Here is a 12,097-nt window from a genome sequence, read left to right as displayed (position 1 = left end):
GTCAGTTTATTCTATTATACTCATATTGTATGTATTCTCTTATACAAAGCGGAATGTTTGTTTGATGCAATACAAAGTTTTGCATAATTGTAGTCGATGATATGTCGCACGTGTGCGGTAAATAACGCAATTTTAGTGGCATATCATTAAAACAATGGGGTTGCGCGACGTGATTTCTATGTATTACTACAAATTCTACAAGGGAAATAAGCTCATTGAATTGCACCCATTTATCTAACGTGGTTAGATTATCTTCGCCAATAACACAATAGATTTTTTGTGGTTGATAGAGTTCTTTAAAGTATTTGATAGTTTCAATAGTAGGAATAGGTTTTTGTCGTTTCACTTCGTAGTCGCTACATAGTATAGAGGGAGATTGTGTAAGTGCTATTTCTTGCGCAATGTTTTGTAGCAGGGCTTGCATCCATAGTAGTCTTTTTTCTGCTTGGAATCTGCAAGTTTTTTTAAGTCGATTCTGATAGGCTACAACAACAATGAATTTTGTTATATCAAGTGTCTTGAGACATTGTCGTATAATATTTACATGTCCAACATGTGGTGGATCAAAACTTCCTCCAAAAATAGCAATATTCACTCACTTTCCTTTGTTAAAGAGATATAGAAAGATACATACAGAAATACTAAGCACAGCTATAATTGTAGTGAATGCTTCAAAATATGAAAAAGGAGCACTAAGATCAAAAACCTTTGTGCCGAATATATCAAAGCCATGATATTTGAGAATGATGTGTGGATATATTAAAGAGATCGATGTAAAAATTTGCATGCAGCTCCTTTGCTAATTATTGTAATGTGCGATTGTTTTGGTGATTTTTGGTAGGAAGAATATACCACCAAAGAAGAATTCCCGCTATTATCATAATAACGCTAAGAATTTGCCCCATACTAAGATGCAAGAAATAATAACCCATTTGTGAATCTGGTTCTCTAAAATATTCTGCTATGAATCTTGCAACGGCATAACTAAAGGCATAAATTACCATTAATATTCCCTTTGTTTGTGTGCGATAGAGGAAAAAGCGAACGATAAAAAATACCACAATGCCTTCCAAGAAAGCTTCAATAAGCTGGCTCGGGTAACGTAACGTTCCATCAACATATATTCCCATCCACTGAAGCCATTGTTGTTCTATTTCTCTGCCGTAAAGTTCTTTATTAAGGAAGTTCCCCAAACGACCAAAAACGTATCCCAAAGGCATGCTGATTGCAGCTAAATCTAATAGGCTACAAATAAGAGGTTTTGATAATTTTTTAATTTTACAAAATATAAATGAAGCGAGTAAAAAACCAAAAACAGCACCATGGAAACTCATGCCTGCAATGCCGATAAATTCTCCATGTGCATAAGGATTGAAAGCTTGCCAAGGTTGTGTTATATAGAACCATATAGAATCATCTGTGTAAATAAAAAGATAACCAAAACGTGCGCCTAGTATAATGCCGACTTCAACCCATATAAAATAACTATCGAGTAGGTTAGAATCAATATATTGAAATCTTGCATTTGTTTTAATGAAGTATTTAGCAAGAATAAAAGCTATAAGAAGAGCGAGAACATATGCCAGACCATACCAATGTACGCTGAAACCAAATAGCTCAAACGCTACGGGAGTAAAATATGAGTAAATATTATTCCAAGTCATACATAATGCCTTATGGAAGATTTATGTTAGCGGTATGATTATTGATTCTGAATACATTAGAACCTAATTGATAAATTATACAAGAATGTTGAAACGTTTTGTAAAATCATTGTAGTGCATGTGAGATTTATAAGTTAAGGTCATTGCTTGATTTTTGTGTGAGAAAATCTTTTTCATACACACGTAGTAACGCGATAAATAAAGCATTGATTGCAGGACCAATAATAATTCCCCAGAATCCAAAAGAACCGATCCCTGCTAAAATTGCAAAGAAAATGAGAAATTCATTAATCTGTAACTGTTGATTGAGTAGTCGAGAATTAACAATTCCTATAATCCATGGTTTAATAAGATTGTCAATTATGAATCCAATGAATATCGCGCTATATAACGACAAGATAATCGCATTTTGCGTGTTGCCATCAAAGTACAAGATAAGACTTACCGGTAGCCATACAATAATTCCTCCAATGATAGGGATAAGAGAGCAAATTCCATAAATGATTCCAAGTACTACGCCATGGAATCCAAAGATATACGCAATAACCCCGAAAGCACTGCCTTGAAGCACAACATTAAAAAGAGTAGAAAGAAAGACAATTCGCAACGTTCCGCTTACTTCATGTGAAACTTGTCTGATTTGTTCTTTACGAAAAGGCAAAAGTCTCGTCAAATAATCATAAGTTTGTTCTCCCCAATGTAGAAATATAAACAAAAAAACTATAATAAGACTTCCGTCAATAAGAAAATTTAGGCTACTTTGTCCGAGCGTGCTAGTATATTTTAATATGAGGGTAGAAATATTGCTAAGTGAAATCTCATTGAGATAATGAGTAAATTCTTGTATTGGCATGTATTTTTGTAAAAAAGTAAAAGTCATGGCAATTCGTTCTTTAATCGTATCAAACAAATTGGGCAAGCTATTCCAATCTATATCTTTAAGTGTAAATACCGTATAGGAAAGTATGAATCCTAAAGGTACAAAGAGAAAAAATATTATTAAAAGAATTACGCATAATGAAGAAAGAATGTCATATCGAAAAAATCGCCGTAAATAACTTTTAATCCAAAAAATGCTTATACACAACAAAAGAGCAATAACAATATCGAATAAATACGCATAATATAGTACTCCTATAGCGTAAAGGCACAAAGTAAATATTATTCCAAATAATATTTTTGTTTGCATGTTATTCCTTATTGTTGTTAAAGAATAAAGGATAAATTCCAATTTACAAATCGCATTATATTTACATTGCTGGAATCAAAGCTACTATAAAGGAATTTTTGTAGTGAGTATTCTGCCTATTTGTATTAATTGAATATAGGCTGCCTTATTATTTTATTTGATTCTATGATGTTATCATTCAGGGTGGTGAATACTACGCTTCTTCGAGGGGGACCAACTTAGTCTCTAGGTTATTGTCTGTTTCGTAATTTGCAATGATTTCGCGCACTCTTTCCCCTTCTATCACTTCTTTTTCTAGTAGTTCGTTTGCCATTGTCTCAATCGCGCCTTTGTAAAGCGTTAATGTTTGCTTGACATGTTCATAATGCTCTTGTAGTTGATTTTGAATGTAGCTGTCAATTTTTTGAGCTGTTTCATTGCTGTATTCGCGCGTGTTACTTCCTCCACCTAAGAATCTGTTTCTTGCAGTGAAATCTTCTAATACCATTAATCCAGAGACATCTGTCATACCGTAATAGACGATCATGTTTTTAAGAATCCCTGTTGCGCGCCGTAAGTCATCAGAAGCACCATTAGAAATTTCACCCAAAAAGACTTCTTCAGCACCTCTACCGCCCAATAAAACATTAATGGTTGCTAACATCTCATGTTTTTGTTCTAAATGTCGGTTTTCTTCTGGAGTATGTAGAGTATAGCCCAAAGCACCCATACCACGTGGAATAATGGAGACTTTATTCACACGATGAGCACCTTTTGTAACTTCGCCCATGAGAGCATGTCCGCTTTCGTGGTAAGCCACAATACGTTTTTCTTTCAGAGACAATCTACGTGATTTTTTCTCTAAACCTATCATGGTTCTTTCCATTGCTTCTTTAAAATGTTTGTGTGAGACTTCTTTTTGATTTTCTCTGCCTGCCAAAAGTGCCGCTTCATTGATAATATTTGCTAAATCTGCTCCTGCTAATCCTGCAGTAAATTTTGCAATTTCAGTTAAATCCACGTCTTTGGCAAGTTTAACGCCTTTAATATGCACTTTAAGAATGTCAATGCGTCCTTTGAAATCTGGAGCATCAACAAGCACCTGTCTGTCGAATCTTCCGGGTCTAAGCAATGCAGGATCCAATACCTCTGGTCTATTGGTTGCAGCTAAAACAATCACGGGGGCACTACTACCAAATCCGTCCATTTCTGCTAAAAGTTGATTAAGTGTTTGTTCTCTTTCATCGTTGCCTCCAACCATAGAACCAGCAGCACGACTTTTTCCTATTGCATCAATTTCGTCAATGAAAATAATGCTTGGGGCATCTTTTTTGGCTTTTTCAAATAAATCACGCACACGGCTTGCGCCAAGCCCTACGAACATTTCGATAAAACTACTCCCACTCATAGAGAAAAAGGGGACATTGGCTTCTCCAGCGACAGCTTTTGCAAGTAATGTTTTACCTGTACCGGGCGGACCGACTAATAGGACCCCTTTTGGAATCTTCGCTCCAACAGCCGCATACCTATCGGGATGCTTAAGAAAATCTACAACTTCTACAACTTCTTCTTTTGCCTCTTTATTGCCTGCCATATCATCAAAGCGAACATTGGGTCTTTCTGCATTAATAAGTTTGCTTGCGTTGCCCAATCCAAACATGCCGCCACTCATATTTTTTTGCATACGACTTGTCATAAACATCCATATTGCGATAATAATAAATATAGGCATAAGCCATCCCAACATATCTGTAAAGAAATTTTGCTCACTGAATCCACTATATTTCACTTTATACTCATCGAGTAGGGGGATTAAAGTCATATCCTGAACTTTTTTGGTTGTGTAATAGATAGTTGGATGAGCATTTACACTCACTGCTTTAATTAACGTTTGCCCGATCGATACATTTTGTATTTGTCTATTTTTAATCAACTCTTTAAATTCAGAGTATTCAATTGTTTGACTAACGCTATTGCCACCTAAGCGTCCAAACAAGCTCGCGTCATCGGGGGAAAAAAGCTTAAAAATCCCAAATGTTAGAATTCCTAAAACAATAAAAATAAGAATGTAGTTTTTATTGTTTGGCTTTTTATTGTTCGTATTATTAACTGCCATATATTCTCTCTCAATCTACAATAAATTCGGTAGATTATATTATTTTTTGATAAACTTTAAGGCTATCCATTCCTCAATTTGTTGTTTTTCTAATAATTGTAACGTATCAAATTCTTTCATAATACGTTTTTCATGATCTTCAAGGATTCCAGAGAGGATAAGAATCCCCCCCTTCTTTAAGCATGCTATTAAATTGCGTCTTAGCAGAATAATCACAGAGCTTACAATATTGGCACAAATATAATCATATTCTAAAGGCGGTTTGATAGAAATAGATTCTGAGATTGTAGAATCTGTTATTGCGTGTTGCGCTATTGTGAGATCCTGTATTGCGGTATTTTGATTGTTGTCCAATGTAGTTATACAAGCTACATTTGAATTTGTATGGACTATTGATTCTAAACTTCCTTGCCAAATCATTTGATACTTTACATTGTTGTTATGAAAATTTTGTTTTGTTTGTGTGCAGGCGTAATAGTCTGTGTCGCAGGCGTAGATTTGTGCTCCTAGCTTTGCTCCAACAAGAGAAAGGATACCGCTTCCACAGCCCACATCAAGCAAGCTTTTCCCTTTTAAATCAAGTTGGCTTAGGAACATTATGCACATCTTCGTACTTGCATGATGTCCGCTACCAAAGCTAAGAGAGGGCTCCAGAATAATTGTATGAAGTTCGTCAGATTGTGTATGTTGTACATTAGACTTGATTTCTTGAGTGGTATTAGCGACTTGAGCGGAATGTTTTGATGGCTTTTTGTCTTTATGCCAGCTTGGAGAAATATAAAATTTCCCACACACAATGGGTTGTATGCTTTTTTTGTATTCCTCTATCCAGTCTTTATTTTGCACTTTAAAAAGATGTATTCTTACGGCTTCGATTTGTGAAACGGTATAGAATTTCATATCTTTAATGGAATGCGTTATTGGTTTCGTTGTTTTGGCTTTTATGATTAAATTGCTGACTTTAGCAATAGTTTTTTTACGATAATTTTTGTTCATAAACGGATTATTGTGTTTGATGAGAAGTCGCAACGCGATTTTAAAATCTACATTGCTTATATTTTTTACTCGATTGGGAATATGCAGCCTTGTTGTGTAAAAGGTGTGGTTGTACTTCTTAGGAATAAATTCTATAGTGCTTTCTACCATACTTTGTTTATCAAGTGCTTTGAAAACTTCGGAGCAAGAATCTCGTATTTCATTAATAATTTGTTCTATTTCACTAAGGCTTTTATTGCTGCGCCACACAATATTCGATTCTGTGATACGTATGGGGTTATTGTCAAGTTTTTCTCCAGATAGTTTGTGTGCTAATGGGTGCAAAATGTTTATCTTTTCTTTCATCATTGCTCCTTCATTGGTAGGGAATCTCTATGTTATCTAAGAAGAGGCTCTCTTCGATACATTCATTTGCTTTTTTTAAACAAAGCTTGTAATAAAGAATGCTTTCATTCTTTGCGGTTTGGTTTTGTTGTATATTCACTATGAAAGTTTGTACGTCTTTTAAAAGTAGTGCATTATTGAAATAGAGATTACCATTAGTAAGTTGCAAGGTTTGCGGTATTGTCTGCAAAGAAATATCCATAAAATGAGCACTTTGTGTAGGTATAAACAAATTGTTAAAAGCTTCGTATTTGAGTGTATTATTTGTAACGACAATAGAATCTATTTTTGCTAGATTTATATGTTTGTTAATGAAAAGTTGAGTCTCAAATAGTGAGCTTTTTTTGACAAGAAAAGCTTGGATACGGTGGTTTTGTGCTTGTAAAGATTGCAATGTCTTTAGGAGTGGGATACTGATAAGTCCTACAATAAAAATAACAAAAAGGACTTCTATTATGCTAAAAGTACTTGTTGTTTTAGGGTGTTCATTGTCCCTTGTCATTACAACTCTTGTGGTTCTAGCATTTGCAGCTCTAGCACTTGTTTTTGTAGTTGTGCATTTTCTAGACGTCGATTCTCAACTTCTTGCATAATGTTTTCACGTTCCTGCTGTAACGCCCATAATACCCCCAATGAAGTTGTCCCAAAAAACAAATACCCCGTATATAATCCCGTAAAGCACGCAAATAATGCCACAGCAATAAAAATTCGCTTGGAATACAAGATATAATCCCAAGATTTTTCTCGATAACCTACTTTAATCGGCGAGATCGCCTCTAAATCATCGTCATCTGCTATATAATGTGTCGCAGAATCTTGAGGAAATTTGTTTTCTTCAGAATCTTGTTTTTTATCATTGAATGCCAATGTTTTGTCAGTATGCTTGTCGTTTATATTTTGGTTATTTGGAGATTCGTTGTCTATTGCATACCGCGCATCTAGTTCTTTGTCGTCTTGATTAGTGGAATCATGAGATTCTGTATTTGATACTATCAGAAGTTGGCTTTGTTCGATATCTTGTGTTTGTGGTTCAGTATTATCGAGCTGTAAGTGATTATGTTCTTTGTTTAACGGTGTTGTTTGTAATGATTCTTCTTTTTCTTCTAAAGTATCAGGTTGTATTTCTGAAGTGGTATTTTTTATCCTTGCATCTATGATTGTAGAATCATCTACTTCGTTTGTTGTATGTGATTGTGTGGAAGTGTCATCTGTTGAGATTGACATTATTTTATCCCTTATGCCCATTTTTGTAATTATAACACAAATAACTCTTTGGAATTTTTATCATAAGGATTGACTATGGATAGAGAATCTTTTTTTTTACATGTATTGCAAGAAAGTTCAGTAATAGGGAAATTAAATGATGATTGCGCCTTGTTACAATGCAGTAATAAGCTGCTTGTTGCTATGGATAGTTTTGTAGAAGGAACACATTTCTTGTTGCACACAGGATTCTATCCGCAATGGATAAGCTATAAGAGTCTTGCGCGAAAGGCTTTCATTATTACGATTTCAGATATTATTAGTTCTGGTGCTAAACCCAAGTTTGCGTTGTTGGCGATAACACTTCCAAAATATCTTACTAAATTGAACATCAGAGAGATAGTTGCAGGTATAGAAGAGGTTTGCAGCGAATACCAAATCAGGCTTATCGGTGGCGATACAATCAAGGGGAGTAATTTGTGTTTTCATGTTACAATCATGGGTGAATTGCAGGGAAAATATTTAAGCAGAGATCGTGTTTTATGCGGGGATTTGCTTGCTTATACGAGCATTCGCAATGGTGATTTAGGTAGTAGTTTACATGCTTTGCGGACGTTATTGCGTTGTAAAACTAAGATTCCAAACACACAACGCGGAGTTATAGAATCTGCAAACATTTATGCACGTTTTGGCAATCCTCTATTGCGAGGCAATTTTCTTTTTAAAGCACAGCGATATATTCATGCGTGCATGGATATTAGTGATGGCTTAGGTATGGAAATACAAAGACTACAAAAGATTAATGGTTTGGGATTATCTCTTAGGAAATCCTTTAAGCATTCGTGCCCAAAGCATGTTTATCAAAGTGGTGAAGAATATGAATTACTTTTTAGTTTTTTTCCTAAAGATTTGTTGGCATTGCGATATATTGCAAAGTTATGTCGTATAAAACTGCATATTGTTGGACAATTCGAACGTGTTAAAAAGCAAACATTGCCAATTATCCTATGGCATTGACAATCAATTAAGCATTGAAAGAGAATTGTAACAACCTTAGGTATTCAAAGGAGTGATATGAGTTTGGGCTTTATTACACACAAAGAAACATTAAAGAAAGTACAATTGCTTTCTCCAGCGGGCAATCTTAGAAAAATGCAAATCGCTCTGCATTATGGGGCAGATGCTGTTTATGGCGGAGTAAGCCACTTCTCATTGAGGAATCGGGCAGGGAAAGATTTTAGCTATGAGGATTTTGCAACAGGTGTTGAATACGCCCATAGCTTAAACAAGAAAGTATTTGTAACTATTAACGGATTCCCGTTTAATTCACAGATTGAAAGTTTAAAGAATCATATTGCTAGAATGCGCGATTTGAATCCCGATGCTTTTATTATTGCGGCACCTGGTGTTGTGAGATTAGCGCGAGAAATTGCACCAAATATTCCAATTCACCTCTCCACTCAAGCAAACGTACTCAATGTTTTAGATGCTAGTGTGTATTTTGATATGGGTGTAAAACGTATTGTAGCCGCTAGAGAAGTAAGCTTAAATGACTGTATGCAGATTAAAAAAGTATTGCCAGATTTAGAAATCGAGATATTCGTTCATGGCAGTATGTGCTTTGCTTTTTCGGGACGTTGTTTGATTTCTGCTTTACAGCATGGCAGGGTTCCCAATCGTGGAAGCTGTGCAAATGATTGTAGATTTGACTATGAATATTTTGTAAGAGACATCCAAAGTGGTAACCTTGTAGAGTTTTGTCCACAGGAGCTCTATGTGAAAAATCCAGATAACAACGTTTTTATGCGATTGGAAGAGGATAGTATGGGAACTCATATTTTTAATGCAAAAGATTTGAATCTCGCAAGCTACATTCATGAGATTTTAGAATCTCAAGCAATAGACGCGCTCAAGATTGAAGGGCGCACAAAGAGCAGCTACTATGCGGGTATCACAGCGCGCACATATCGACTTGCCATAGAAGACTATTACCAAAATCTTTCACGTTCGAATCTCTATCAATATGAATTGCATACATTGAAAAATCGCGGCTTTAGTGATGGATATATTATTCATAGACCATTTCAAAAGCTTGACACGCAAAATACTTTTAGTGCAATTAGTGATGGGAGTTATCAAGTGTGTGCAGAGGTTGATTGTAGTGGGAAGTTTTTTCTGTGCAAACATACCATTATAAAGCAGCAATGGATGGAAATCATTGCACCTTTGGAATATTATCCTAAGTACGATTTTGGTCTTGATTTTCCTTCTATCTCTCTACTAGATTCTTATAGCAGCAAAGAATCTAGTAGAAAAGATGTAGTACTCTCTAAGAATCAAGATTGTGTTTTACAAGAAATTTGCAATGATATAGGACAAATTGTCTTTATAGCTGGTAGATATTATCTTAAGCTTTTTAAAATCTTTACTGCAAGTGGCAGTGAATTAGAATCTGTGCATAGTGGGAATACACATCCTATCGTTTTACCTACGGCTTTACCTCCTCTAAGTTTTTTGCGCATAAAAATTAACGATACAACCAATAATGACGGTTAAAAAGTTGACCTATTTGTTCGTTACTAATAAATCCGATAAGTGGTATTTTTTAAACTCTTCAATAAAGGAATTACGCGCGCGATTAATAACTATTTTGAGATTGCAATCTGTATGATAAGGGCATAATTCTCCAGCTTCTTGCTTTAAGCACTCTACAAGATGAATGTTGTTTTCTGTATAGAGCAAAACCGATGAGAGATTGATTTGTTCTGGTTTTTGAGCAAGCCTTATGCCACCTTCGCGACCCTTAAAAGATTCTATGAAATGCCCTTTTGAAAGCTTATGAATTATCTTTTTAAGATGATTTTGTGAAATTTGAAGTTCTTTTGCCATTTGTTCCACTGTGTTTAATTCGTTGTTGTTTTCTGCGAGATACATAAGCGCACGAAACGAATAATCGCTGAATTTTGATAGCTGCATGACATTCCTTAAACGTTAAGGGTAGATTCTCTAATTGATAAATTTCCATTATTAAGTACAAATGTTTGTTGTCTTATAGAGTGTATTTAGAGATAATTTGCGTATTGTATCAACAATCTCCGTGATTGCTTTCATTATGTGAGAAAAGTGCATTACTTACATATTCTAAAATTTCATCGCAGCTTCTAGAACGTAACAAATCGGAATGTTTTACAAGACTATGGTTGATTTCAAAGCCGTTTTTTAGGTTGGCTAAAATGGTTGTCATACCATTTGTGCGCGCACATTTAAGGGCTGGAATCAAGTCAATATCCTTAGAGAAAATAAGGATTCTCTCTGCAAGTTTGTTATAGACAATGTGTGCAATGTCAAGCCCGATAAGCATGTCCACTTGTTTTTGAATGATAATAGGATGCCCATTCGAATCTAACCCTCGATATTTTGAAACACCAAGACGCGTTGCAACAAACGGTAATCGCACTATATCATCAAGAAATTTAAGGACATAAGAGATTTTTTCATTATATTCTTCTTTGCCTTTTTCCAGAAACTTTTCTTCTATAGGTTTGGCGGTGTAAAAAAATATTTTTTTTAATTTTTCCTCTTTTAGTAAAAAAGAATGAATTAGCGCAATGACATGATAAGCATTATTGTAGTCCATCGTATCTTCATTAAACATTGGATATTGAGAATCTTTTTGTATTTTCTTTATTTCATGTCGTAGGTTTTCCCAATCTACAAAAAATTACTGTGTCCATTACAATCCTTAAAACTTATAGCTATAAGCTATATAGGGGTTAAAATCAAGCAACACGCCGCTCTTGTCTATTGTTAGAGCTTGCGTTGGAAGTAATTTTACTCCAATTTCAAATTTATTTTTGTGCGCAAGCGTCATTGTTATGCCTCCTTGCACAGTGACATTGGCACTCCATGCAATGTCTATACGATTGCCGTTTGCCAATATCATAGGCGTATTATTATCAAAATAGATAAGAGCACCTGCGCCTACTCCTAGAAAGAATCCCATTGTGTGCTGATAGGTTTTACCGATAAAAAAATCAATCAAAATATCTATGCCAAGAGAAGCCATAATCATTGTTCCAGAATATTGAATATTCAAATCGGTTGGTTTGAGTGTGTTTTGTTGCAAAATAGCTATGGCTAAGGAATCATGTGTGAAATCAAGTCCAAAATATCCGCGAATTCCAATGTAGCTATCAAGATAGCTTATCATACCACCTCGTAGCCCAAATCCCGAGCTTAGAATCCTTACCGTATTCCCATGAGTATCCAATCGATTAATGGACGTTATATTGTATAAAAGCATAAGGTAATAACCATTACGTTTAATGTTCGCTTCTCTAAGTAACAAACTCTGCGTAGGTGTTTTTGCGATTTTTGGAGTGATAAGTACGGGTTGTAAGGATCTGATTTGTTCTTCTGTAAAGCTTGGTGCTGTTAAAGAATTCTCATCTTCATCAGGAAATGTTATTTCGTTAGTGTTTGCTTGCAAACAACATAGTATCAATAGAACGATAAAGAAATATATGGATTTCTTATGTAATATTTCCCTTTTCATAATTTATGGAT

The 12,097-nt window shown here is 35.0% G+C and carries 13 protein-coding genes; 2 read left to right on the top strand and 11 right to left on the bottom strand.

Annotated elements, in window-relative coordinates:
• Position 1: 1 nt before the first annotated feature.
• The 8 genes from nadD to CQA66_RS09460 form a co-directional block, all read right to left on the bottom strand.
• Complete coding sequence (nadD, locus tag CQA66_RS03660) at positions 2-595, bottom strand: nicotinate (nicotinamide) nucleotide adenylyltransferase (protein WP_104762450.1); 594 nt, start codon at positions 593-595, stop codon at positions 2-4.
• Positions 596-787, bottom strand: coding sequence for a hypothetical protein (locus CQA66_RS03655; protein WP_104762451.1), 192 nt, complete (start codon positions 785-787; stop codon positions 596-598).
• 16 nt (positions 788-803) lie between these two features.
• The gene (gene lgt, locus CQA66_RS03650) at positions 804-1,664 is read right to left on the bottom strand and encodes a prolipoprotein diacylglyceryl transferase (RefSeq protein ID WP_104762452.1); all 861 of its coding nucleotides are present in this window, start codon (positions 1,662-1,664) and stop codon (positions 804-806) included.
• Between the two features lie 127 nt (positions 1,665-1,791).
• Entirely contained in the window at positions 1,792-2,853 is a 1,062-nt protein-coding gene (locus CQA66_RS03645; protein ID WP_104762453.1) for an AI-2E family transporter, read from the bottom strand.
• Positions 2,854-3,046: 193 nt separating this feature from the next.
• Positions 3,047-4,948, bottom strand: a complete 1,902-nt coding sequence (ftsH, locus tag CQA66_RS03640; protein ID WP_104762454.1) for an ATP-dependent zinc metalloprotease FtsH — start codon at positions 4,946-4,948, stop codon at positions 3,047-3,049.
• 39 nt (positions 4,949-4,987) lie between these two features.
• Positions 4,988-6,289, bottom strand: a complete 1,302-nt coding sequence (locus tag CQA66_RS03635) for a 50S ribosomal protein L11 methyltransferase (RefSeq protein ID WP_158656994.1) — start codon at positions 6,287-6,289, stop codon at positions 4,988-4,990.
• 10 nt (positions 6,290-6,299) lie between these two features.
• Positions 6,300-6,830, bottom strand: coding sequence for a type II secretion system protein (locus CQA66_RS03630; RefSeq protein ID WP_104762456.1), 531 nt, complete (start codon positions 6,828-6,830; stop codon positions 6,300-6,302).
• Complete coding sequence (locus tag CQA66_RS09460; protein WP_233707670.1) at positions 6,830-7,552, bottom strand: FtsB family cell division protein; 723 nt, start codon at positions 7,550-7,552, stop codon at positions 6,830-6,832. The genes CQA66_RS03630 and CQA66_RS09460 overlap by 1 nt, the downstream gene beginning before the upstream one ends.
• Positions 7,553-7,627: 75 nt before the next feature.
• Here CQA66_RS09460 and CQA66_RS03620 point away from each other — a divergent pair, with 75 nt between their 5' ends.
• Entirely contained in the window at positions 7,628-8,548 is a 921-nt protein-coding gene (locus CQA66_RS03620) for a thiamine-phosphate kinase (protein WP_104762457.1), read from the top strand.
• Between the two features lie 57 nt (positions 8,549-8,605).
• Entirely contained in the window at positions 8,606-10,087 is a 1,482-nt protein-coding gene (locus tag CQA66_RS03615; RefSeq protein ID WP_104762458.1) for a peptidase U32 family protein, read from the top strand.
• A 9-nt stretch (positions 10,088-10,096) separates the two neighbouring features.
• Here CQA66_RS03615 and CQA66_RS03610 read toward each other — a convergent pair whose 3' ends face one another.
• From CQA66_RS03610 to CQA66_RS03600, 3 genes are all read right to left on the bottom strand, one after another.
• Entirely contained in the window at positions 10,097-10,507 is a 411-nt protein-coding gene (locus CQA66_RS03610) for an RrF2 family transcriptional regulator (RefSeq protein WP_104762459.1), read from the bottom strand.
• Positions 10,508-10,616: 109 nt separating this feature from the next.
• Positions 10,617-11,168 (bottom strand): PIN domain-containing protein, encoded by a 552-nt coding sequence (locus CQA66_RS03605; protein ID WP_324843335.1) that lies wholly within the window; start codon positions 11,166-11,168, stop codon positions 10,617-10,619.
• Positions 11,169-11,273: 105 nt separating this feature from the next.
• Positions 11,274-12,086, bottom strand: a complete 813-nt coding sequence (locus tag CQA66_RS03600) for an outer membrane beta-barrel protein (protein WP_104762461.1) — start codon at positions 12,084-12,086, stop codon at positions 11,274-11,276.
• Between the last annotated feature and the right edge of the window lie 11 nt (positions 12,087-12,097).

The sequence above is a fragment of the Helicobacter aurati genome (assembly GCF_003364265.1).
GTDB lineage: Bacteria > Campylobacterota > Campylobacteria > Campylobacterales > Helicobacteraceae > Helicobacter_A > Helicobacter_A aurati.
Note: the sequence above shows the minus strand (reverse complement) of the source record. Positions and strands in the feature narration are given on the sequence as shown.

Bases quoted from the DNA above. Each gene is read 5' to 3' on its own strand.
- CQA66_RS03655 (WP_104762451.1), bottom strand. From the start codon at position 787: ATGCAAATTTTTACATCGATCTCTTTAATATATCCACACATCATTCTC.
- CQA66_RS03630 (WP_104762456.1), bottom strand. From the start codon at position 6,830: ATGACAAGGGACAATGAACACCCTAAAACAACAAGTACTTTTAGCATA.
- CQA66_RS03620 (WP_104762457.1), top strand. From the start codon at position 7,628: ATGGATAGAGAATCTTTTTTTTTACATGTATTGCAAGAAAGTTCAGTA.
- ftsH (WP_104762454.1), bottom strand. From the start codon at position 4,948: ATGGCAGTTAATAATACGAACAATAAAAAGCCAAACAATAAAAACTAC.
- CQA66_RS03615 (WP_104762458.1), top strand. From the start codon at position 8,606: ATGAGTTTGGGCTTTATTACACACAAAGAAACATTAAAGAAAGTACAA.
- CQA66_RS03645 (WP_104762453.1), bottom strand. From the start codon at position 2,853: ATGCAAACAAAAATATTATTTGGAATAATATTTACTTTGTGCCTTTAC.
- CQA66_RS09460 (WP_233707670.1), bottom strand. From the start codon at position 7,552: ATGTCAATCTCAACAGATGACACTTCCACACAATCACATACAACAAAC.
- CQA66_RS03605 (WP_324843335.1), bottom strand. From the start codon at position 11,168: ATGGACTACAATAATGCTTATCATGTCATTGCGCTAATTCATTCTTTT.
- CQA66_RS03610 (WP_104762459.1), bottom strand. From the start codon at position 10,507: ATGCAGCTATCAAAATTCAGCGATTATTCGTTTCGTGCGCTTATGTAT.
- lgt (WP_104762452.1), bottom strand. From the start codon at position 1,664: ATGACTTGGAATAATATTTACTCATATTTTACTCCCGTAGCGTTTGAG.
- CQA66_RS03600 (WP_104762461.1), bottom strand. From the start codon at position 12,086: ATGAAAAGGGAAATATTACATAAGAAATCCATATATTTCTTTATCGTT.
- CQA66_RS03635 (WP_158656994.1), bottom strand. From the start codon at position 6,289: ATGAAAGAAAAGATAAACATTTTGCACCCATTAGCACACAAACTATCT.